Origin of the sequence: Salinivibrio costicola subsp. alcaliphilus (genome assembly GCF_001996185.1) — a bacterium.
Classification (GTDB): Bacteria; Pseudomonadota; Gammaproteobacteria; order Enterobacterales; family Vibrionaceae; genus Salinivibrio; species Salinivibrio costicola.
The window spans coordinates 1-22,043 of record NZ_MUFR01000033.1 but is presented as its reverse complement, the minus strand read 5'-3'; the positions used below and the strand labels follow the sequence as shown (position 1 = coordinate 22,043).

The 22,043-nt window shown below is 49.0% G+C and carries 17 protein-coding genes and 1 pseudogene; 10 read left to right on the top strand and 8 right to left on the bottom strand.

Annotated elements, in window-relative coordinates; all coding sequences use genetic code 11:
* The first annotated feature begins 53 nt into the window (after positions 1-53).
* From BZJ21_RS11515 to BZJ21_RS11505, 3 genes are read left to right on the top strand one after another with little or no spacing between them, the layout of a single operon-like run.
* Positions 54-848 (top strand): tRNA-dependent cyclodipeptide synthase, encoded by a 795-nt coding sequence (locus BZJ21_RS11515; RefSeq protein WP_198533639.1) that lies wholly within the window; start codon positions 54-56, stop codon positions 846-848.
* A gap of 21 nt (positions 849-869) precedes the next feature.
* Positions 870-2,138 (top strand): cytochrome P450, cyclodipeptide synthase-associated, encoded by a 1,269-nt coding sequence (locus tag BZJ21_RS11510; protein ID WP_077669848.1) that lies wholly within the window; start codon positions 870-872, stop codon positions 2,136-2,138.
* Position 2,139: 1 nt separating this feature from the next.
* On the top strand, positions 2,140-3,579 hold the full coding sequence (locus tag BZJ21_RS11505; RefSeq protein ID WP_021024239.1) for an MFS transporter: 1,440 nt from the start codon (positions 2,140-2,142) through the stop codon (positions 3,577-3,579).
* 69 nt (positions 3,580-3,648) lie between these two features.
* Here the strand turns inward: BZJ21_RS11505 and BZJ21_RS11500 are convergent, their stop codons facing one another.
* From BZJ21_RS11500 to ppiC, 4 genes and pseudogenes are all read right to left on the bottom strand, one after another.
* Positions 3,649-5,811: a S9 family peptidase gene (locus BZJ21_RS11500; RefSeq protein WP_077669847.1), complete on the bottom strand. Its 2,163-nt coding sequence runs from the start codon at positions 5,809-5,811 to the stop codon at positions 3,649-3,651.
* 254 nt (positions 5,812-6,065) lie between these two features.
* Positions 6,066-7,415 (bottom strand): alpha-amylase family protein, encoded by a 1,350-nt coding sequence (locus tag BZJ21_RS11495; RefSeq protein ID WP_077669859.1) that lies wholly within the window; start codon positions 7,413-7,415, stop codon positions 6,066-6,068.
* Between the two features lie 222 nt (positions 7,416-7,637).
* Positions 7,638-8,344 (bottom strand): annotated as a pseudogene (locus BZJ21_RS16680) (GGDEF domain-containing protein).
* A 613-nt stretch (positions 8,345-8,957) separates the two neighbouring features.
* Positions 8,958-9,239 carry a peptidylprolyl isomerase PpiC gene (ppiC, locus tag BZJ21_RS11480; protein WP_021024501.1) on the bottom strand — a complete coding sequence of 94 codons (282 nt, stop codon included), beginning with the start codon at positions 9,237-9,239 and terminating at the stop codon, positions 8,958-8,960.
* A gap of 588 nt (positions 9,240-9,827) precedes the next feature.
* Between ppiC and BZJ21_RS11470 the strand changes: the two genes are divergently transcribed.
* From BZJ21_RS11470 to BZJ21_RS11455, 4 genes are read left to right on the top strand one after another with little or no spacing between them, the layout of a single operon-like run.
* On the top strand, positions 9,828-10,853 hold the full coding sequence (locus BZJ21_RS11470; protein ID WP_198532339.1) for a TRAP transporter substrate-binding protein: 1,026 nt from the start codon (positions 9,828-9,830) through the stop codon (positions 10,851-10,853).
* Between the two features lie 56 nt (positions 10,854-10,909).
* Positions 10,910-11,485, top strand: a complete 576-nt coding sequence (locus BZJ21_RS11465) for a TRAP transporter small permease (RefSeq protein WP_021024504.1) — start codon at positions 10,910-10,912, stop codon at positions 11,483-11,485.
* A 16-nt stretch (positions 11,486-11,501) separates the two neighbouring features.
* Complete coding sequence (locus tag BZJ21_RS11460) at positions 11,502-12,785, top strand: TRAP transporter large permease (RefSeq protein ID WP_077461401.1); 1,284 nt, start codon at positions 11,502-11,504, stop codon at positions 12,783-12,785.
* Positions 12,786-12,805: 20 nt separating this feature from the next.
* Positions 12,806-13,246: a universal stress protein gene (locus tag BZJ21_RS11455; protein WP_077461402.1), complete on the top strand. Its 441-nt coding sequence runs from the start codon at positions 12,806-12,808 to the stop codon at positions 13,244-13,246.
* A 159-nt stretch (positions 13,247-13,405) separates the two neighbouring features.
* On the opposite strand, the gene nhaD is transcribed toward BZJ21_RS11455, so the two are convergent.
* Entirely contained in the window at positions 13,406-14,836 is a 1,431-nt protein-coding gene (nhaD, locus tag BZJ21_RS11450) for a sodium:proton antiporter NhaD (protein WP_021024507.1), read from the bottom strand.
* A 388-nt stretch (positions 14,837-15,224) separates the two neighbouring features.
* Here nhaD and BZJ21_RS11445 point away from each other — a divergent pair, with 388 nt between their 5' ends.
* From BZJ21_RS11445 to BZJ21_RS11435, 3 genes are read left to right on the top strand one after another with little or no spacing between them, the layout of a single operon-like run.
* Entirely contained in the window at positions 15,225-16,193 is a 969-nt protein-coding gene (locus BZJ21_RS11445; protein WP_077669844.1) for an ABC transporter substrate binding protein, read from the top strand.
* Positions 16,194-16,217: 24 nt separating this feature from the next.
* On the top strand, positions 16,218-17,129 hold the full coding sequence (locus tag BZJ21_RS11440) for an ABC transporter permease (RefSeq protein WP_077669843.1): 912 nt from the start codon (positions 16,218-16,220) through the stop codon (positions 17,127-17,129).
* Positions 17,126-17,920, top strand: a complete 795-nt coding sequence (locus BZJ21_RS11435; protein WP_077669842.1) for an ABC transporter ATP-binding protein — start codon at positions 17,126-17,128, stop codon at positions 17,918-17,920. The genes BZJ21_RS11440 and BZJ21_RS11435 overlap by 4 nt, the downstream gene beginning before the upstream one ends.
* A gap of 46 nt (positions 17,921-17,966) precedes the next feature.
* On the opposite strand, the gene viaA is transcribed toward BZJ21_RS11435, so the two are convergent.
* The 3 genes from viaA to BZJ21_RS11420 all read right to left on the bottom strand — a co-directional run bounded on the left by viaA (position 17,967) and on the right by BZJ21_RS11420 (position 21,961).
* The gene (viaA, locus tag BZJ21_RS11430) at positions 17,967-19,436 is read right to left on the bottom strand and encodes an ATPase RavA stimulator ViaA (protein ID WP_077669841.1); all 1,470 of its coding nucleotides are present in this window, start codon (positions 19,434-19,436) and stop codon (positions 17,967-17,969) included.
* On the bottom strand, positions 19,423-21,090 hold the full coding sequence (locus BZJ21_RS11425; RefSeq protein WP_077669840.1) for an ATPase RavA domain-containing protein: 1,668 nt from the start codon (positions 21,088-21,090) through the stop codon (positions 19,423-19,425). The genes viaA and BZJ21_RS11425 overlap by 14 nt, the downstream gene beginning before the upstream one ends.
* Positions 21,091-21,349: 259 nt before the next feature.
* Entirely contained in the window at positions 21,350-21,961 is a 612-nt protein-coding gene (locus tag BZJ21_RS11420) for a sulfurtransferase (protein ID WP_077669839.1), read from the bottom strand.
* Between the last annotated feature and the right edge of the window lie 82 nt (positions 21,962-22,043).

Sequence of the window (22,043 nt, the reverse complement as noted above, 5' to 3'; positions counted from 1 at the left end):
GACCATGAAAGCAAAACACACTTTTCTATTATAAACAATTATATGAGTGAGACATGAGTCAGTTATCTATTTCAACTTCAGAGAATAAGATGAGCCCATTGCCACCTGTGCGTTCATTTCCGGGTGAGGAGGTGTCGGAAGTGTCCTTTGATATTGCCGGTGAAACGTCACGCTGCGATCTCATTATTGACCAGCGTGATCATGCACTGGTGGGGATCAGCCCGTTTAATTCCCGTTTCTCAAAAAACTATGTCACCGCTTTGGTAACCTGGGCAGCAACGCATTTTGATCATATCGATGTGTTGCTGCCTTGTGTTGAGGAGGCGTCTCGTCTGCTGAGAGCTACGGGCATGGAAGAAAAGAAAGCGTTCAAGAAAACGGATCGGGAGCTGCGACGCCATAAAAACCATCTGGCGGCAGTACTTTCGAGCCCGGATTTTGAGGGGAGAGATGTTCGCGTGATTCAGTTTAACCACTATGCGGATCACCCTCGTTATCAGGAAGTCAGATCAGCCGTTGAGGATGCGTTTGAGTCATGTTCACGGTTCCGGAAAGATTGTCTGAATATGTCCTACCAGGCTGTAAAAGGACGACTTAAAGGAACCGGTCAATGCCAAGAAGATGTTGATCCTGAATTGATACAAAAAGCGCTTCCATATATTTTCGCGGAGCTGCCATTTTACCTGGATTCCCCCTCCTTACTCGGCGTGAATCTGTCGACACTACTTTACCATCGCCCGTGGCCCATCGGCAAAGGGCTATATCACGGCCACTACCCGATTCAGGTGACGAAAAATCAAAGCTACGGCGTCGTCACTCTCACTTCAGCATCAGAACAGCGTGTATAAGACCAAGAAGGATCCCTCACAATGTCAAAGCTAGCCTCGTTAAGTATTTATGATTCAAATTTTTTCACCAGTCCATATCCCTTTTATGAAGCGCTGCATCAACAGGATTTAATCTATGTGGATGAAGCCAACCAGAGTTACTTTGTGGGGAAATACGATGATGTTGACGCGATTCTGAAATCTCCGGTATTTACCACCAAACCGTTGATGGTCAGGGCGGAGCCGGTGATGGGTGATCGTGTCCTCGCGCAGATGGAAGGTGAAGAACACGCAGCTAAGCGCAAACTGGTCATGCGCGGTCTGGCAAAGGATTATTTTGTCAATCAGTACGAACCCATGATTCAACAGATCACCCATGACTTACTTGTCCCCTTTCTATCCCGTGGAAAAATCGACTTGGTGAATGACTTCGGCCGGGATTATGCCGTCTTGGTGACGCTGGGTATTTTGGGACTGCCGACGGAGAACTATCGGGATATTGCCGACTGGCACAAAGGGGTTGCCGAATTTATTACCCACTTTGATCAAACTGAGCAACAGAAAGCACATAGTCTGGATTGTAGCAAGCAATTGATTTCATTGATCACCCCCTTGGTGGAAAGTCGTCGTCAACGGCCACAGAATGATTTCATTTCTATGCTATGCGGTAATGCCGAGCCTGCATTAAATATGTCGACTTCTGAAATCACAGCGTTGTGTCTGAATATCCTGTTAGCAGCGACCGAGCCGGCGGACAAAACCCTGGCAATGATGATCAAGCATCTGTTGTCCGAGCCCGGCGCTTTGGATGAGGTCGTGAACGATCGCCGTTTGATCCGTGATGCGCTAGAGGAAACGTTGCGGCTGACGTCGCCGGTGCAGTTGATTCCACGGGAGGTGAGTGAAGATGTCTGTATCTCAGGGAACCCGATACCGAAAGGGGCTTATATCTATTGCATGATTGGTGCTGCAAATCGGGATCCGAATGTTTTCCCGCAGCCGGAGAAATTTCGTCTGGAGCGCCGTAAGAATGCGGTGCAAGGCGATGCTGGCAAGAAGAAAAGGCACCTCGCGTTTGGTGGTGGGATGCATATGTGTCTCGGTGCGGCCTTCTCCTTACTCCAGCTGGAAGCCACAGCGAATATTATTTTCGATTCTCTCCGGGACATGCGAATGGAACACCCTGAAACCTATCAGGAAACAGGGCTCTATACCCGCGGTCCGGAGAGACTGGCGTTATCTTTCAAGCCTTGGCCACAAGTGAATCATCAACGCGATACAGCACAACGACTGTTAGCAATGGAGGCTTAACATGAAAAACGCAAACAATAGTGAAAACACTATGTTCAGCAAAGCGCAGCGTTGGGTCATCGTCAGCTTGATCTTCGGGGTTTGTTTACCACTGATAGATGCCACGATTCTGGGGGTGGCCCTGCCGGACCTGTCCACCAGCCTCTCAGCGTCCGTCACCCAAATACAGTGGGTTTCTGTGCTGTATACCCTGGTTGCTGCCGTGACGGTGACGGTATGTGCTTGGGCAACCCGGCAGTGGGGGGCGAAAACATTCTGGATCACCGGACTGGTGGTTTTCTCTGTAGGCTCTGGATTGTGTTCAGTCTCGCCAACAATCAACTGGCTGCTGGTGAGCCGCGCTGTACAGGGAGTCGGGGCCGGGATCCTAATGACCGTGATGCAGACCGTTTTGGTCCAAACCGTGGGTAAACCATTGCTGAAAACAGCGATGGCGACGATGGCGGTACCGACAGTTCTGGCCCCGATCGCCGGGCCGCTTCTGGCGGGGTACCTCCTTCATATTGGCGACTGGAGAATGATTTTCTATATCAACCTGCCAATTGGATTGGTGGGCATTGTGCTGGGTTGGGTGATGATTACCAATGATGACTTTCAGCAAGTCCGCCAGCCTAGCGACGCGTCCTCACAGGCGAACAACCGGTTCGACGGACTTGGATTTATGTTACTCGCGCCGGCACTGGTCTTGTTGATGTACAGCCTGTCGTCTTTGTCTGATCTCGGCCACCAGGGAGGGGGGCATTGGCTTGAAACTGGAGGAGCATCTTTTATCGGTGCCGGTTTGTTGCTCCTGTTTGTGCGGCATACACGAAAACGAAGCCAGCAGCCGCTCATCCGGTTAAAAGTTTTTAGCGTGGGATCCTTTAGTGCCTCAATGGGTTTGCTATTTCTCTCGAGTATCAGTTTTTACGGTGGGCTGTTTGCGCTGCCCCTGATGTTTATTCAGGGATTTGGACACAGTGAATGGCTGGCCAGTGTGTGGGTCGGCGCGCATGGCCTTGGGGCGTTGGTTTCCCGTCCCTACCTAAAAAACCTGTGTGAGCGACTTGGTGTCGGGAATACCGCGTTGCTGGGCTGCAGCCTTGCTGTTATGGGAACCGTGCCGTTTCTATGGCCGGGCATTCAGGGAAGCGATCCCCTCATCGCGTTGACCATGGTTCTACGTGGTGCAGGCATTGGGTTGTTGACCTTATTGGGGATGTCGCATGCTTATCATGACTTGGAGCCAACACAAACTCCGGATGCCAGTGCGTTATCACGGCTCCTAACCTTGCTGGGTGCCTCTGTCGGACCGGCGATAGTCGCGATACTGTATGTGCAGGGCGCACACTCGGGTTCATTTCAGCCAGTACTGATGGGCTTAACCCTGGTCACGTTATTATGTGCAATACCAGCAGTACGGCTCATGAAAGAGGAACTAAAAACCAAAGCTGCATCATAAACTGCCACACGCCAATCATTATGGTTGAGGCTCATACCTCAACCATAAGTCAATACACTCTATGGCCAGCTATTGTTCATCCTGCTTATCGAGCAAGTCGAAGAAGAAGGCATATTCCAATGCATCTTCTTTAATCCGCTTAAAGCGCCCCGATGCGCCGCCGTGGCCGGCTTCCATGTCGGTTTTAAACACCAGCGTATGGTTGTCGGTTTTCAGCTCACGCAGTTTCGCGACCCATTTCATCGGCTCAAAGTACTGCACTTGTGAGTCATGCAAGCCTGTGGTGACCAACAAGTTGGGGTAGTCTTGCGCGGTGACATTGTCGTACGGTGAATAGCTAAGCATGTACTCGTAGTAGGTTTTGTCGTTGGGGTTGCCCCACTCGTCATACTCGTTGGTGGTCAGTGGAATTGACTCATCCAACATGGTGGTGACAATATCCACAAACGGCACATGCGCGGCCACCCCTAAATACAACTCTGGCGCTTGGTTGATGATTGCCCCCATTAGCAAGCCACCTGCTGAGCCGCCGACGGCAAACACCTTGTCTTTATCGCTATAGCCTTGCGCGGTGAGCGCTTGGGTCACATCAATAAAGTCGTTAAAAGTGTTCTTTTTGGTCAGCTTTTTACCGTCGTCATACCAAGGGCGTCCTAGCATTTCAGAACCGCGAATATGCGCAATCGCAAACACAAAGCCGCGATCCAACAGGCTTAAACGCGTGGTGGAGAACGTGGGCTCCATGGTGGCGCCGTATGAGCCGTAACCGTATTGATAAATCGGATTAGTGCCGTCTTTTTTGAAACGGTCTTTACGGTACACCAAAGACACAGGGACTTTCGCACCATCGCGCGCGGTGATCATCACCCGCTCTGAATGGTAGTTGTCCGGATTGAAATCGCCCAGCACTTGGTTTTGTTTGAGCATTTCACGCTCGCCCGACGCCAAGTCAAACTCGTAATAAGTGCCCGGTGTGGTCAAGCTGGTGTAATACACGCGCACCGCAGAATTATCCATTTCTGCGTTGCCCGTCAGATAAGCCGCATAAGCCGAATCATCAAACTGCAACGGATATTCATCACCGTTAATCAGGTTTTGCACCGTGGTACGCGGCAAGCCATTTTCGCGCTGCTCGTACACTAGATGGTTGTCGAACAGGGTGAAATCAACCAACTGCACCTTATCATTTGGCGCGATCACATCTTGCCATTGGCTGCGATCGTCACGCTCGCTTTGGTGTACCTTCATCAAGCGGAAGTTGACCGCTTGGTAGTTGGTATAGATGTAATACCACTCGCCACGCTTCGCCACTTCATATTCTATGCCGGTTTCTCGCGGATAAAACGCTTGGGCAGTAGCATTCGGATCATTGGCATCCACGAGCGATACGCCGCTGGTTTCGGTGCTGGCGTGCCAAATAAAGATTTGCTCACCGTCTTTGCTTTTGCTCAAGCCAGTGTAGTAGCTGCTATCCGTTTCTTCGTAAATTAAATCATCAGCGGATTGCGGGGTGCCCAAACGGTGGCGATACACCTGATACCCCAGCAAGGTTTGCGGATCTTTTTTGATGTAGTAAAAGGCTTGGTTGTCGTTCTGCCACACAATACTGCTCGACGCGCCTTCGACCTTATCATCGAGGTACTCACCGGTGGTGAGGTCTTTAACTTGAATGCTATAAACGCGGCGGCTGAGGGTATCTTCTCCATACGCTAATAGGTTTTCGTTTGGACTAACGCTCAGTTGGCCAATGCTGTAAAACTCATGCCCTTTCGCGAGCGCGTTGACATCCAAAATCACCGTTTTATCGGTGCCCGCAAAGTCTTTGGCACGCACATAGGTGCGATATTCATCGTCGCCTTCCACTTCACTGGAATAGAAATAACTGCCTTTTTTGACGGGAACCGAGGCATCGTCTTTGACGATACGCCCTTTGATTTCATCGAATAGCTTGGCTTGCATTGGCTCAGTGTGTGCGAGCACCTGATCGGCGTAGGCGTTTTCTTGATTAAGATGGGTGATCACATCAGGATCTTGGCGTGCATCATCACGCATCCAATAGTAGTTATCCACGCGCGTGTCGCCGTGAATGGTCATTTCATGAGGGATTTTTTTCGCGACAGGCGCACTCAGTTCGCCTGGGCTGGAAGCTTTCACGTGTGACTCTCCTTGAAAACTGCACCCTGAGAGCAAGGACACCGCCAGTGCTCCGGTGAGTAAAATGTGTCGGGACATACTTTTCCTTCAGGTTTATTTAGCCATAACAGTAATTTAACAAACAAGCATCCTATTAATGACCTGAGGGCATCAAGCAAGTTCCAATAAACAATGTTCTTTTTATCGTTCGTAAAATGACTCTCATTCTAATGCGTCCGGGGTACAAACATCATTGTTTTTAGCTTTAAACGGCAAATTACCGTGTTTTAGCCGTGTGGGGTTAAATCATCGACACACTTCGTAGACGTAAAGAATGGCCGCTCGCAACAGCATTACGCCGGCACGAGCATCATTGCCGATTGGGCGGCGACATCAATGCCCTGCTCGCTCGAGACCGTGACGCCCGTTAGCATATCGCGCCAATCATTTTCCAGCGTCACTGAGAGTGATTGCGGCTCCAGGGATTTATTTAACACCAATATCCCAGCGTCGCCCCGCTTTATCACCAACCGATCATCGGTCGCTTCCAAGACACGCATTGGCTCACCATGGGTCAAATTATGGAAGGCGATCATTTGCACCATCTTTGGATCTTTCCACGCATTTTGCCAGCGTGGTTGGCCGTCTCCCCCTTTGATACCACTGGTATCAAGATCGGTATAAATCAGTGGCACGCCACCATCGCGCCCCAAGATATATGCATAAGCCAACCACTCGCTCGCTTCGTCCATCACCAAATCCAAGAAAACATCATTGTTGGGAATGTCATGGGTAATGGCAAAAGTAATTGCACGCCCTCGTGATAACGCTTGGCCAAAGCAGTAAGGGTCAATCAAAGATTTGAGGCTGCCTGCGTTGGAAAAAGCCTGATAAAGCGTTGAGAACAGCGGAAAGTCGTAGGCACCTAAACATGTTTCTTGTAAATAGGGAGCCAGAAAGAGTTCATACTCTTCTTTGCTTGCGCCACCGTCTGTGATGATTTCGCCAAAAATATGCGCATCATGGGTAATATCATCGGTCCACACGCGTTTGAGGTGCTCTAAGGTCATGTGCTTGGCCGCATCAATCCGAAACCCTTTGACACCAATTGCTTTTAACGCCTTAAGATAGGCACGTTGCTGCGCGATCACATGATCACACACCCGCAGTGTCGGTAACCCCGGATCGCTAGGCCCGCCACTAATGCGCCCGTTTTGTACTTGCCAGGTGTCTTTCCAATCTTGTATGCCAAACGCATCGACGAAGTCCTGCTCAGCAAACAGTGGCTGAGATAAGTCGCCAAATAATGTCAGTTCGCGATAGCGTTCTTCATGGGTTTGATAGGTTGCCATCACAGTTTGGCTTGGATAATTCAAGTCAGTGCGGGCATGCGCCTCATTGGCCATATGATTGAAAACCACATCGACGTACGTAAACACACCAACACGGTTTAACGCTGCAACCATCGCTTTAAAGTCCGTGGTGTTTCCGAGCGCATTTTCAATTACACGATAATCTTGCGGCTGGTACCTTAGCCACCAGCGTTCATCTTGCTCGCTTTTCATCGGAGGGGACACCAGCACCGAGCCATATCCTAACGCGCTGATCTCTGCCGCGCGTTGGGCAATATCTGCGTACTTCCAATCAAAAGCATGCAAGATAACATTGGCTCCCGTTGAGTGGGTGCCTTGTAAGCCGCTCATATCTGTCTTTTCATCACGTTTAGGCATCGACCGTGACCCTGTTGTTGATGGGCGAATTCAATAGTCAAAATTATAAACGCTATACACACGCCGCCCTCCTCCTTTGGCCGCATCTATGAGGATGATAAGCGAGGCGTAGTCAGTGTTTAGCTAAGGATTAAGCAACCCTCGTTAGTCTATATACGGATGTCATCGCAGTGAGGAGAGAAATTGGATGGTTCTTCAAGCCGGTTCGCAACCGACATTTGCCAAACGATAAACCGTGGAATTATAGACTTTATAGGTGTTTTTACCTTCATACTTGGCACGATAAAGCGCATCATCGGCTTGCGCCAACAAGCTATCAATATCAAGCGCCTCATCGGTGGTGGTGACGCCTATGCTCGCCGAAAGGGCTATCTCAAGCGCCAAACGATTACTTCGAATCGTTTGCAGTAATTCATCAGACAGCTGCTGCGCTCTAGCACTGTCACAGTAAGGCAGCACGACCGCGAACTCCTCTCCCCCCAAACGCCAACCACACCTTGCTCATCAATCACTTGCTCGAAAACATCTGCGCAGTGCATCAGTACTTTGTCTCCCACCGAGTGGCCGAATGAGTCATTAATCGCTTTAAAATCGTCCAGATCAATCATCAGCACACTAATGGGAAACGCGCTGTCATCCACGCGCTTTTTTGCTTTAGTCAGAAAAGCACGGCGATTTAACAGTCCCGTTAAACTGTCTCGGGTCGCTTCGCGGTGGAGTTTCTCGTGCACGCGCTCCAGCTTATAAAGAAAGATAATCAGGGTATTGATCACGCTATAGGCGATGCCCGACAAAATCAGCCCTGCTTGTAATAGCGAGGTGCCCAGTAGTTGCGTAAATAGATCAGGATAGAGATGTGCAAATGTCGCCCTGCCTACATAGGCAACACTGAATCCACCCATCACCATGATGAGCCAACGCTTTAAACGCTGGCCCCCTATGTTCGTACTACTCACGATGGTGTGTGTCATCAGCCCTAACTGCATACTGACGATCAAACTCGCGTAAACCACACGACTCCCGATGTCATCAAGGTATGACGACATCGATACAACAGACAGAATAACAGGTAGCACCAACTGCCAACGCGGTACGTCGCGCGCAAAAATTTGCCCCAACGCCCAGTGGCTGAACGAAAATGACACCATCACACAGGCATTGTAAAAAACGATCCCTAAATAAGGGTGAAGGTGAGGACGGGTAAACAAGAATAGGTTGCTAAAGCCATGAATAAAAAGCGAGAGTGCCCATCCGTTAATCCCTGGTTCTTTGCGGTTTTGTACCAATAGAAAACCCGCTAGCAGCCATTGGATTGCAGTCAGAGTAATGAGCAGTGTCGGAGCATCAAGTTTGAACATCAGAGATACGTTAATTAGGGCGTGCTTTAACTTTACCACTTAATCCGTGGCCGTTTACCGGCAATCAATGTGCGCGGCTTCAATTTCTGGCGGTTAATCTTTATGACAGTTTCAGCGTCTTCGCGCCGATGCTATCCATAGATCGTGAGCGATAGGATTAGTTGCGATACAAGACTTTGATAATGTGCCAGCCGAATTTGGTTTTTATCGGCCCAAGCGGACGCAATAACTCACCACTGAATACGGCTTTATCAAAAGGTGGTGCCATGTCACCGCGACGAAATTCGCCTAGATCACCGCCTCGCTTACCCGAGGGGCATTGCGAGTACTTCTTCGCGAGCGTTTGGAAGTTTGCACCTTTTCTAAGCTGGTCTAGCAAAGAAGTTGCTTGCGATTTGTCTTTCACCAATATATGAAGGGCTGCTGCTTTTTTGGCCATCAGGACGTCTCGTAAAATTAAAGCCGCTTAGTATATCGGATTTCTTCCGCTGGATAACAAAAATTGTAAGGCGACCAGAGCCGACTTACACGGAGGGAACCCAGGCAATGATATCGGCGAAGATGAGGATTAGCACAAAAATCAGCACATATTCATTAGAGGTGGAAACATAAACTAGAAAAAAACTCCCTCCCCCGGCCTTTTTAATGCCAGCTCTATCCAATTTCGTCATTCCCGACTGCTTTTGATTGCTATCTATCGCTATCGCACTAACACCCCTTAAAACGCTGATTTGATCGCATTTTGGTGGAAAAAACACATTAGAGAAAGCAGCGTTTATCGTCATAAAAAGCATAAAAAAGAGATCTGTATCACACTGCTGACACGTTGATATTCATCTGACTTTAATAATTATACCTCTGATGGTTAAGCTGTTTGTATTGTCTGTTATTTGTGTAAAAACATTGGCAGATGCTTTTACGGGTATAGGAGAGAGAGGCGAGAACTGCCACCTCACTCACTGAGAAAAGGATCTTAATCACACTCTCGTTCACCACGATTGAAAGCTAATCCACATATCGGAGGGACATGATGTCCATTTATAGCCACCTTAAGCAATTGACTGCAATTTCATGCGTTGCCGCCGCATTAGGCTTCTCAGCCATGGCCAATGCCGACACTTGGCGTTATGCCCACGAGGAGTACGAAGGTGACGTGCAGGACGTCTATGCACACAAATTTAAGGAGTACATTGAAGATAACTCAGAACATTCATTGCAAATTTATCGCTTTGGCGAGCTCGGCGAGTCTGACGATATCATGGAGCAAACCCAAGCGGGCATCTTGCAATTTGTTAACCAATCACCCGGCTTTACTGGTTCGTTAATCCCTGAAGCACAAATCTTCTTTATCCCTTATCTGATGCCAACGGAAATGGACACTGTGGTAGAGTTCTTCCGCCAGAGTAAAGCGGTCAATGAAAACTTCCCTGAGCTGTACGAAGAGCAAGGCCTAGAACTGCTCAAGATGTATCCAGAGGGTGAAATGGTGATGACGGCAGACGAGCCTGTCACCGAACCTGCAGACCTGGAAGGGAAGAAAATTCGTGTGATGACTAATCCACTGCTGTCATCTACCTACGAAGCGTTTGGTGCAACGCCAACGCCATTACCGTGGGGTGAGGTATACGGCGCGCTACAAACCAACATGATTCAAGGCCAAGAAAACCCGATTTTCTGGATTGAATCAGGCGGTTTGTACGAAGTATCACCTAATTTAATCTTCACACACCATGGTTGGTTCACCACTGCATCAATGGCGAACAAAGAGTTCTTTGATGGTTTGTCTTCTGATGATCAAGCAATGATCCGTGATGCCGCTGATTATGCGTTTAACGAAACGGTTCAACACATCCGTGGTCTTGCAGAGAAATCGCTCGATAAAATTCAGTCGGCAAGTGACGAGGTGACCGTGACACGCTTGACCGATGCACAGATCGAGAAATTTAAAGCACGTGCACCACAAGTGGAAGAAACCTTCTATGAAATGACCGGTGAAAGCGGTAAAGCACTTCTTAACCAGTTTAAGAAAGACTTGGAAGCCGTTACTAACTAGTTGTCAGTCGTACAGGCACCGCCCCACGCGGTGCCTGTTTATTTGAGGAATACGCAATGACCGATTCCGACTCTCTCAAGTATCACTCCGAGCTACCTGGCCTCCTTGGCAAACTGGATACCCTGATTTGTAAAATCGAATCCTTTATGTTGGCTGCCGGTGTGCTCTTAATGGCCCTAAATACCTGTGTCAACGTCATTGCACGCTTTGGCTTTGGACAAGGATTATTTTTTTCAGGCGAAATTAATCGCATTTTAATTATATTGATCACCTTTGCAGGGATCGGTTATGCCGCTCGTCATGGCCGCCATATACGGATGTCTGCCCTTTATGACACCTTGCCATTCACAGGCAGAAAAATTCTAATGACTACGATCGCGCTCGTGACCGGCCTGATCATGCTGGTATTGGCCTATTTTTCTTATCAATACATTGCCTCTGTCTATGATCGTGGTCGTATTTTACCTGCCCTCGGCTTTGAAATTTGGTGGATCTATATTTGGGTGCCGCTTGGGTTTGCTATCACCGGTATTCAATACGGACTCACCGTTTATAAAAATCTCACATCACCCGATGTTTATCTCTCCGCTGGCGTGCTTGACGGTTACGCTGAGACTGAAAGTGAAGTTTAAATAGGCACCAACCACTATGGCCATGACTTTAATGCTCATCATGATTGTCTTGCTCGTGCTCGGCTTTCCGATGATGATCCCACTTACGGCTGCCGCCTTAACCGGTTTTTACATGATGTTTGGCGGTGTCGGTCAAATGGATACCTTTATTCAGCAAGTGTTAGGCGGCATTCGGCCCGCCTCGTTAATTGCTGTGCCCATGTTTATTCTTGCTGCTGATATTATGACTCGGGGGCAATCAGCGAATCGCTTAATTGATATGGTCATGACCTTTATCGGCCATATTCGTGGTGGCTTAGCGATCAGCACCGCGACCTCTTGTACCTTATTTGGTGCGGTATCAGGTTCTACCCAAGCCACTGTTGTCGCAGTAGGCTCAGCCCTACGCCCTAAATTGCTTCGAGCAGGCTACAGTGATTCGTTTTCGCTTGCCTTAATCATCAATGCCAGTGATATCGCCTTTTTGATCCCACCCAGTATCGGCATGATTATTTATGGCGTGATCTCGGAAACATCGATTGCTGAACTCTTTATCGCCGGGATAGGTCCAGGCCTAATGATCCTCACCTTCTTCTCGCTTTACTGTTTGTATTACGCCACTGTCAATAAAGTACCAACGGAACCCAAAGCCAGTTGGAGCGAACGTCTCACGGCGACGCGCAAAGCATTATGGCCACTGATGTTCCCACTCATCATTGTTGGGGGTATTTATGGCGGCGTCTTTAGTCCAACCGAAGCAGCGGCCGTATGTGTGCTTTATGCTATGATTCTTGAGTTTGGCGTATTCCGATCATTGAGCCGTAAAGACGTGTTTATCATTGCACGGTCAACGGGCTTAATCACCGCGGTGGTCTTTATTCTTGTCGGCGTCGGTAATGGATTTTCTTGGATTATTTCATTCGCGCAAATTCCGCAGACCATTCTCGAGGCCGTGGGGATCAGCCAAATGGGGCCGATGGGTGTCTTGGCATCTATCTCTATCGCCTTTTTCGTTGCTTGTATGTTCGTTGATCCGATTGTAGTGATTTTGGTATTAACGCCCATATTTGCACCTGCGATAGAAGCGACTAGTCTTGATCCTGTCCATGTTGGGATTGTGATCACCTTGCAAGTCGCGATTGGCTCAGCCACTCCGCCATTTGGTTGTGATATTTTCACGGCCATTGCCATTTTCAAAAAACCCTATTGGGAAGTTATCCGCGGAACGGGGCCTTTTATCGCGATGCTGCTTCTATCAGCCGCGCTGTTGGTGATGTTCCCGCAGATTGCGTTATTCCTACGTGATATCGCGTTTGGGTAACTAAACAACAGGAGTCATTGATGTTTAAACGAATACTGGTAGCCGTCGATGGCTCATATTCTGCATTAAATGCGTTAGATAAAGCGATTGAACTGCAGCAACTCACCCATGCTGAGCTCTACTTATTGTGTGTGTTTAAACATCACAGCTTGTTCGAGGCGTCATTGTCGATGGTTCGCCCCGATCGATTACAAATCCCAGATCAAACCTTAAGCGAATACGCCCGCAACATTGTCGAGCAAGCCAAGCAACACGCACTTGAAAATGGCGGCGAAGGTGTGCGCGGGTTTGTCAAAGGCGGGCGTCCTTCCAAAACCATTATCAAGTTTGCGAAAAGCAAAGAAGTGGATTTGATTGTCATGGGCGCACATGGCACGCACTCCGATAAAGACGGGATGTTTCTTGGCAGTGTGTCTCACCGTGTGGCAGGGCGGGCACATTGCCCCACGATGGTGGTTTAACCCTGTGTTGATGGCCTGGTACCTGTATTAACGGCGTCCCTGTATTGACGGCGTAGTATGGGCCATTCAATCATCCATGCTATCGACGATAAAAACGCCGGTCGTTTAAGACCGGCGTTTTTTGCTTACAACGAGGTTTTTCTACAACAGAACGCGGGCTTATTGAATATGGAAATAGTGGCTATTGAGCACTAAATGCACACCAATCGCTGCGATATAGCCCAACATGATCACCGGCGCCCATTTTAGGTGGCCAAAGAAGGTATATTTACCGTGCGCTTGCCCCATCAGCGCGACACCGGCCGCAGAGCCAAGAGACAACAAGCTCCCCCCCACACCCGCTGTTAACGTAACTAACAGCCAGTTACCGTGTGACATCTCAGGGCTCATGGTTAATACCGCAAACATAACAGGAATGTTGTCCACCACCGCCGATAGCACACCGACAAGTGTATTGGCCCAGATCGGATCCCATTCTAAATACATCACATTCGACACCAGCGACAGATAACCAATCAAACTCAAGCCACCCACGCACATCACGACACCATAAAAGAACAGCAGTGTGTCCCACTCTGCATGGGAAATACGGCGAAAGACATCAAACGGGACCACTGAACCGAGACGACTCAGCGCGGCTTCATCATTTTTGGCTTCAGCAATCGCCCGTTTCCGCGCCAAAGAACGTGGTAACGTTCGGCGCAGGTAAAAACCAAAGAACTGCAAATACGCGAGGCCCATCATCATGCCCATGACCGGCGGGAAATGAATCAAGCCGTGGAAGGCAACTGCCGTTGCAATCGTGAGCAAAAACAGAACCATAATTCGTCGAGCGCCACGCTTTAACTCGACATATTCTTGCATCACGTCCGGCTGAGTGCGTGGAATAAAGCGTGACATGATAAAAGCTGGGATCACGTAGTTCACAACAGATGGAATAAACAAAGCACCAAACTCGGTGAAAGTAACCTTGCCCGCCTGCCAAACCATTAAGGTGGTGATATCACCAAAGGGACTAAACGCTCCGCCGGCGTTCGCTGCAACCACAATATTGATACACGCGAGGTTTACAAAACGTGGATTGTCGCCCCCAATTTTCAACACAATGGTACACATCAGCAGTGCGGTTGTGAGGTTATCAGCAATCGGCGAGATGAAGAAAGAAAGTACCCCAGTAATCCAAAACAAGGTTCTTAGGTCATAGCCTTTACTTAAGATCCATGCCTTTAATCCATCGAACAGGCGCCTCTCTTCCATCGCCGAGATATAGGTCATTGCCACCAGCAAGAAAAGCAACAACTCTGCGTACTCCAGCAAGTTGTGCTCAAGCGCGGCATGCGCCGGTGCCATATTTCCCCATTGTGAATATGCAAACCCGATCAGTAACCAAATCAGCCCCGCGGCTAACAATACAGGCTTTGATTTTCTTAAGTGGAGCTTTTCTTCCAACATGACTAGGCTGTAAGCAACCGCAAAGATTGCCAAAGACACATACCCTACCCATGACTGGGTGAGATCCAGTCCTTCGCCTGTTGTAGCGGCAAAAGCCGTTGGCGACACTACCGCCAACGCCGCAACCAAACGCTTCATCCTTGAGCCTCCAAATTTTATTTCCTTATTTTTGATATAACAAACAGCGCGCTCTGTGGCATTCACTCCGAACGATAATTGTTTATTTTGTCGTCTTAGGTCACCACAGAACAAAAACGAACATAATATTAACAAATATGGCGATAACGTCTATTGATAACCATGATGAAATCACAAAAAAGAAGTGACATTCTCTACTGTCAAGATTAATAATATCAATTTACTAGTCGATGTTCGCTGTTATCTCTGGCAAAAATCGACTAGGTTTAAAAAAAGTGTACGAAATGTGCCATCGCACGCTGTTCGACTAACAATAACAAATAGACAACATCGCAACTGCATCGCCGCGGTTGCGCAAGGATGTGTGAGTAACAAGAAGGGAGTCACCATGAAAACACTGAAAATTGCTGCCGTTATATGTGCAGCGGTCCTATCACTGGGGCATGCACCATTCGCATTTGCCGAGACCGCTCGCGTCGCCGTATCCCAAATCGTTGAGCACCCCGCTCTTGACGCGACCCGCAACGGTCTGCTTGATGGCTTGGAGAAGAAAGGATATATCCAAGGTGACAACTTGTCGTTTAAATATCAAACTGCGCAAGGTAATCCAGCAATTGCGGTGCAGATTGCGCGTCAATATGTTGGAGAACAACCTGACGTCTTAGTCGGTATCGCGACACCATCAGCGCAAGCGCTCGCGGCTGCAACACGCGACGTACCCGTCATTTTTACGGCGGTAACAGATCCTATCGGCGCCAAATTAGTGAAAGATATGGCTGCGCCAACGGGTAACGTCACCGGCTTATCTGATCTTTCTCCTGTTGCCCAGCATGTGGGGCTGGCCAAAGAGCTGCTTCCCAACCTGTCGACGATTGGAGTGGTTTATAACCCCGGTGAAGCGAACGCAGTGACATTGGTTGATCTGTTAAAAGACGCGGCAGCAGAGCACGGGATAAAAGTGATCGAAGGCACGGCATTGAAAAGCGCAGATGTGCAATCTGCTGCGCAAGTTGTTGCCACCCAATCCGATATTATCTATGCGCCAACAGACAATACTGTTGCCAGTGCGATTGATGGTTTAGTGGCCGCTGCAAACTCAGCAGATACCCCTGTCCTAGGTGGATCGACGTCCTATATCCCCAATGGCGCGGTCGTTGCACTTGGCTTTGATTATTACTCCGTCGGGGTGCAAACAGCGGACTATGTTGCGGCCATCTTAGACGGCGAGCCGATTTCATCTCTGCCTGCCAAAGTTGCGGAAGGGTCTGACTTAGCCGTGAACCGTTCGGCTGCAGACAAATTGGGGATCGACGTGCCAGCTTCTATCTTGGATCGCGCCTCACGAATCGTAGAGTAGTCAGGCTCAATCTAGGAGTAGTAAATGACGGCAATTGCGTTTTTCGGCACCCTAGAAGTCGGCCTAGTTTATGGCTTGGTTGCACTGGGTGTCTATCTCACTTTTCGTGTACTCGATTTTCCCGATTTAACGGTTGACGGCAGTTTCCCGATGGGCGCCGCCGTTGCCGCTACTATGATCGTGGCGGGTTACAACCCATGGTTTGCGACCGCAATGGCGATTTTGGCTGGCGGCATCACCGGATTAGTCACTGCTTTTCTCACGGTAAAGTGCGGCATCCTCAACTTGCTCGCCAGTATTTTGACCATGATTGCCGCATTTTCGGTGAACATTCGTATTATGGGGCGACCCAATATTGCCTTACTCGGCGAGGAAACCATCCTAACGCCATTTGAATCACTCGGTATTGCACCCGTCTATTTGCGTCCCTTAGTCGTGGGCGTATTAGTGATTATCAGTGGGCTACTCGTGATCCGCTTATTAGCCAGTGATTTTGGCTTGGGGTTACGCGCAACGGGCGTTAATGCGCGAATGGTTCAAGCACAAGGCGGCAGCACGGCGATGTACACCTATTTTGGTCTCGCCCTTTCAAATGCCTTTGTTGGCTTTGCCGGTGCATTATTTGCGCAAACCAATAGTTTTGCCGATGTGACCTCTGGCGTAGGGACCATTGTTGTCGGTCTCGCCGCCGTGATCCTCGGACAAACATTACTGCCTGGACGTAAAGTCTGGGTCGCCGTTGTGGCGGTGATTCTGGGTTCTATTTTATATCGCCTCGCCGTCGGCTTTGCACTATCGAGTGGCATGTTTGGTCTTCAAGCCTCTGATCTCAACTTGGTTACCGCGGTGCTGGTTGCTGTGGCATTGATCGCTCCCAAAATGCGCCAACAGTATCAAAAGTCCAAACGCGCAAAACAGACGGAGGTGTCAGGATGATCTCGCTGAACAATATTCAGGTCACGTTTAATCCAGGGACCGTCCTCGAAAACCGTGCTCTGCGCGGCGTAAGCTTAACCATTCCCGAAAACGAGTTTGTCACCATCATTGGTTCCAATGGCGCAGGCAAATCAACCTTACTGGGCGCCGTCACCGGTGAAACGCCGATGATTGGCGGCCAAGTTATGATTGACGATATTAATGTGACCAAGAAGGCTGTGCATCAGCGCGCCACCCTTGCCGCACGCGTATTTCAAGATCCACTTGCGGGTACCTGCGCGTCGTTAACCATCGAAGAAAACTTGGCGCTGGCTTATCGGCGAGGTAAAGGGCGCGGTTGGTCACGTGCGCTTGGGAGTAAACGTCGTCAATTATTCCAAGAGCGCATTGCGATTCTGGGGTTAGGTTTGGAAGATAGACTAGGGGATAGCATTGGTCTGCTGTCTGGAGGTCAGCGTCAGGCCGTAAGTTTGGTGATGGCCACCCTGTCAGACAGCAAGCTTTTATTGCTCGATGAACACACCGCCGCTTTGGATCCACGCATGGCCGCGTTCGTGATTGATTTAACCAAAACCATCGTCAATGAGTTTAACCTCACCGCCATGATGGTCACACACTCGATGAAAGACGCACTGGCGTGCGGTGATCGAACCGTAATGCTACACCAAGGTAACATTGTGCTAGATGTCCATGGTGATGAGCGCAAAAATATGGACGTGCCACACCTTTTGGACATGTTCAACAAAGTGCGCGGCGAAACCCTCGCCGACGACAGCTTGCTGCTCGGTTAACTTGCTACGGCGCTTGCTGTTATATAAGCGCCTAGTCATCTATTTTCTATGACTTATTTTTGCTCGGCCACCACTGATTAATCAGGCGTCCTCCTAATGAGGGCTGGTAACGCCAACAGTGATCGAACATGGCCATTAATTCAGGGTTGCCATATTTGGATAAGCTTACCGCATGGAAACGGTTTTGCTTTAACTTCAATGCATCAATCTTTTCGATCATCGTCTCGGACTGCTTAGGAGCAATAAAGTCCGACACCACCACTAGATCGGCGTTTTGATAGCGTTCACCGGCCATCAGATTAAGCGCTTTTTCGATCACAGGTGCCATATCTGTCCCGCCGTGGAAGCGATACGAAAGAAAGCTCATTGCCTCTTGCAGACCGCGCTCACCGGTTAACTCGTAGCTGATATGGTCAGTGGAAAAGAGCATGACATAGCAATCACGATGCTCGGTCGCGGCAATCCGCATTAATACATACGCTAGCGCTTTAGCGCATTGCTCTGGAAAACCACTCATCGAGCCTGAGGCATCGACGGCTATGATAAAGGGTCCCTTTTTTTGCTCTGGCTTGGATTGACTGGGGGCATACGTCTCTACTTTTTTCCGGCGATGGGCTTGGCCCGTCATTTGATAATTTAGCAGTTGTTTATCGACAAGCTGTTTATAAAAAACAACCTCGAGCGCAGGATCAGCCAGCAATACCGCCTCATTGGGTAAGAGACGGTCAACACGATCACTTTGGCAGATGCCGGTGATGTCATCAGGGACATCAACTTGCTTTTCCGGCACGGTTTTTAGCGTTTCCGTCGGCTGCTCGCTGGGCCCTTGCGCATCAACATGGTTTGCCATTCGCCCTAACTGTTCGGCAATCGCCTGAAGCTCTGGGTTCTTCTCTAAAAAAGTAATAAACCGTTTAAGTAAGGTGACGTCTTGCTGGGAAAGCGAGCTGGCCGCCATATCCCATAGCCGCCCCACTTTGCTGATATCACCCGATTGATCCACGCCATTCATTTTTTGATAGGTCGAGATACGGCGATAGAGATCGTCGAGTAATTTTTGTTTTTGTGCTTCAACACTGTCGGACTGGTTTTTTTGTATTTCCGCTTTTAAATGCGCGTGCCATTTGTTGCAAAAGTACGACTGAAACATAGGATCAGCATGTTGAGCTTGATGGGCTGCGAGCCTTTCTGCCTGCGGATAGAAAGAAGAAACAGATTTTAAGTGGCTTAGTAAAGTATCAATGTCTTTTTCAAACGCGCGCGCGGTTTTTTCGGTGGCCTGCTCGTAGTATTGAATTTCTTGCTTCAGAGAGGCTGACAACCCTTGTTGAACCAGTTTGCGCTTTGTTTGCCCCCGCCAGCGGTGAAGCTGTTTTTTTACTGCTCGCTTAATCGCTGGGCTTCGTTCTGTCAACACAAGTAACTGGGGATGAGACATCAACTCTGTCATCGCCGCATCCAGTAACCCAGACTCGGCGAGCATCAACCCCATGTTCAGGCTCTCAGCGCTCAGCATCACTGGCTCCTGAGAAGAACTCACCTAAGCGCGCTAAACGATTAACTTGGCGCTCTAGGTTATTAATCTGCGTTTTGACCTCATGTTCGACGTCGACCAAACTCGCTGACGCGGTTTCAAGCAGATCCGGTTGCGCAAATAAATGGGGCAACCCAGCATTGAGCTGACTGCGCGCGCGACGAATTAAAAACTGCGCATGCTGCAATTGTTCAAGCGCATGATCTGTTTGTTGTGTCCATGTGGTCAGCTGTTCCTCGCTCGGATCGTTCACGCCCACCAGGGCCATAGGCACCGGCCGATTAGCAATGTCTTTGATGACTAAGGCGTGCTGCGCATCCCACTCCAAAGTGAGCCGGCACAGGTGATTATTTTTATTCACATAGCCATACAAGTCTGTACTGCCTGTTTTCAACTTTTTCTCAATGTCAGCCGCATCAAGATACACCCAACGACTGTCACCTTTTTCTTGCTCTGAAACCGATGGGTTGGCTCGAAGTAGAACAAAACGAACCAAATCTCGACTTTGGTTGACCGTGAAGCGAGGCGACTGGCTCAAGTCAATCATCGCTTTGCGCGTGAGCCCAGCGTTGGCCGTGTCTTGTCGATAGGTCAGCGCTTCAGCTGTGTCTTGCTCAATATCTTCTAACGCCACTTTGACGTCATCGAGCAAGGCAAGCACTTCTTGTTGATCGAACAGAACTTCTTTGGCAAATGCCTGCATCACGGTTTTCACCACATCACGCGATTCTGGGCTATGCCATAGGCAGTCTTCCAGTAACAATAAGTCCAGTGGGGCGACTTCATCACGACCATTGAAAAAAGCGGCCGCTTTTAGCAAACGCACCGCCTTTTTCCACCGGCGATCGGACACATAAAGTTCACTTGGGTCGAATTGTGATTGTTCACTGCCGGCATTTTCTACCCGCTGTTTTAGTGTGTAGAGTTTTTCGAATATCGCATCCGGCAGACCCAAGGTGGGAATAATGGTCTGCCAATCCTGATATTCTTGATGGCTAATTTTCAACTTATCGGCCACCGCCACTTCGTCCTGGCTGGGCTCGGTAAGCATCAGTTTGAAGTTTTTCTTCTCTTGGATACGATTGACGAAAACGCGGAGTAACATGCGATCATAGAGCGCATCAAGGCCACTATCGGGATCAGGCAGTTCATTGGACGCGGTAACCAACAAGCGCATAGGGACAGGATAAACATGCTCACCGTTTTTAAAAGTGCGTTCATTCACAACGGTTAAAAGAGTGTTAAGAATGGCAGGTCCGGCTTTCCATATTTCATCCAAAAATACCACATCAGCATTGGGTAGATAGCCGTCGGTTAGGCGTACGTATTTGCCTTCATCTTTTAGCGCTTGAATCGAAAGCGGGCCAAACACTTCTTCCGGGGTCGAAAAGCGCGTCATTAAATATTCAAAAAATTGGCTGTTATCAAACGCCTCGATCAAACGTTTCGCAATATAGCTTTTGGCAATGCCTGGCGGGCCGAGTAAAAACACACTTTCACCCGCGAGTGCGGCCAATAGACACATTTTGATAGTGTGCTCGCGTTCGTACACTCCACTAGATAGTGCATCAATAAGGCTTGCAATACGCTCGGGTAATAGCGCGCGACGGCTGACGGTGGCAAGATTTTGAGACAAGTGGCACTCCGCTATTTGTGGCTAGGTGTCATCGTTAACGCATTTGATTCAAATCGGTAAAAAGCTTCACTGCTCTTTAACCATGGCAAGATTCCACTACTTTGCCATTCGCTAGAGGTTTTTGTGCGCAAAAAACCGCCTAATGTGTAACTTAATATTACTTTATGTATTGATATATCATTAGCGCATCAGCTAGATAGTGACATAGATCACTATCAAGTCAATCTTGCCACTTACCGCCTTCGCGTTTGCATAGATTTTAATCTTCCCGGACAACAGGCCAAAATTGATGGCCACCCCACTCCGTCCAAGAGCCGTCATACACCGCAAGCGGATAAGCAAAATAGTGCTCGGCCACCGCGGCTAAGATACAAGCCGTCACGCCTGAACCACAGCTTGCTACGTTCAAACGTGTATCACTGAGGTGAGGTAAAACGATGTTACGTGCGATGTCTGAACTGATCACAAAACCGCGCGGATCGGTTAATTCGCTAAAAGGTAGGTTAATAGCACCGGGCATATGACCACTTCGTATACCTTCTCGAGGCTCTGGCACCTGTGCATAAAATCGTGTTTCAGGACGGGCATCAATCACATTGATTGCGGCCAGCTTTTCGGCCAGCGTGTCGCCATCAATGTAACGATACGCTTTAAAATCGGCGTGGTAAGTTGCCTCGACACGCGGCTGAGGCGGTGTATTATCTATCAGCCCCTCTGATGCCATCCAAGCAGGTAGTCCGCCATCAAGAATAAATACATCCCGATGGCCCATCACTTTACACATCCACCACACGCGAGCGGCAGAGAATAAGCCTTGCGTGTCATAGACCACTAACGTGTCTTGCGAGGCAATACCTATACCCGTGATCATTGAAGATGCTTGATTTTACGTAGAAACAGGATCATGATTCCTACCTATGAAAGTGACTTTAACCAAACAGCAGAAGCTTGAA

Bases quoted from the DNA above. Each gene is read 5' to 3' on its own strand.
- BZJ21_RS11455 (WP_077461402.1), top strand. From the start codon at position 12,806: ATGTTTAAACGAATACTGGTAGCCGTCGATGGCTCATATTCTGCATTA.
- BZJ21_RS11465 (WP_021024504.1), top strand. From the start codon at position 10,910: ATGACCGATTCCGACTCTCTCAAGTATCACTCCGAGCTACCTGGCCTC.
- BZJ21_RS11440 (WP_077669843.1), top strand. From the start codon at position 16,218: ATGACGGCAATTGCGTTTTTCGGCACCCTAGAAGTCGGCCTAGTTTAT.
- BZJ21_RS11460 (WP_077461401.1), top strand. From the start codon at position 11,502: ATGGCCATGACTTTAATGCTCATCATGATTGTCTTGCTCGTGCTCGGC.
- BZJ21_RS11505 (WP_021024239.1), top strand. From the start codon at position 2,140: ATGAAAAACGCAAACAATAGTGAAAACACTATGTTCAGCAAAGCGCAG.
- BZJ21_RS11510 (WP_077669848.1), top strand. From the start codon at position 870: ATGTCAAAGCTAGCCTCGTTAAGTATTTATGATTCAAATTTTTTCACC.
- ppiC (WP_021024501.1), bottom strand. From the start codon at position 9,239: ATGGCCAAAAAAGCAGCAGCCCTTCATATATTGGTGAAAGACAAATCG.
- BZJ21_RS11435 (WP_077669842.1), top strand. From the start codon at position 17,126: ATGATCTCGCTGAACAATATTCAGGTCACGTTTAATCCAGGGACCGTC.
- BZJ21_RS11445 (WP_077669844.1), top strand. From the start codon at position 15,225: ATGAAAACACTGAAAATTGCTGCCGTTATATGTGCAGCGGTCCTATCA.
- BZJ21_RS11470 (WP_198532339.1), top strand. From the start codon at position 9,828: ATGATGTCCATTTATAGCCACCTTAAGCAATTGACTGCAATTTCATGC.
- BZJ21_RS11420 (WP_077669839.1), bottom strand. From the start codon at position 21,961: ATGATCACGGGTATAGGTATTGCCTCGCAAGACACGTTAGTGGTCTAT.
- BZJ21_RS11500 (WP_077669847.1), bottom strand. From the start codon at position 5,811: ATGTCCCGACACATTTTACTCACCGGAGCACTGGCGGTGTCCTTGCTC.
- BZJ21_RS11495 (WP_077669859.1), bottom strand. From the start codon at position 7,415: ATGAGCGGCTTACAAGGCACCCACTCAACGGGAGCCAATGTTATCTTG.
- viaA (WP_077669841.1), bottom strand. From the start codon at position 19,436: ATGCTGAGCGCTGAGAGCCTGAACATGGGGTTGATGCTCGCCGAGTCT.
- nhaD (WP_021024507.1), bottom strand. From the start codon at position 14,836: ATGAAGCGTTTGGTTGCGGCGTTGGCGGTAGTGTCGCCAACGGCTTTT.
- BZJ21_RS11515 (WP_198533639.1), top strand. From the start codon at position 54: ATGAGTCAGTTATCTATTTCAACTTCAGAGAATAAGATGAGCCCATTG.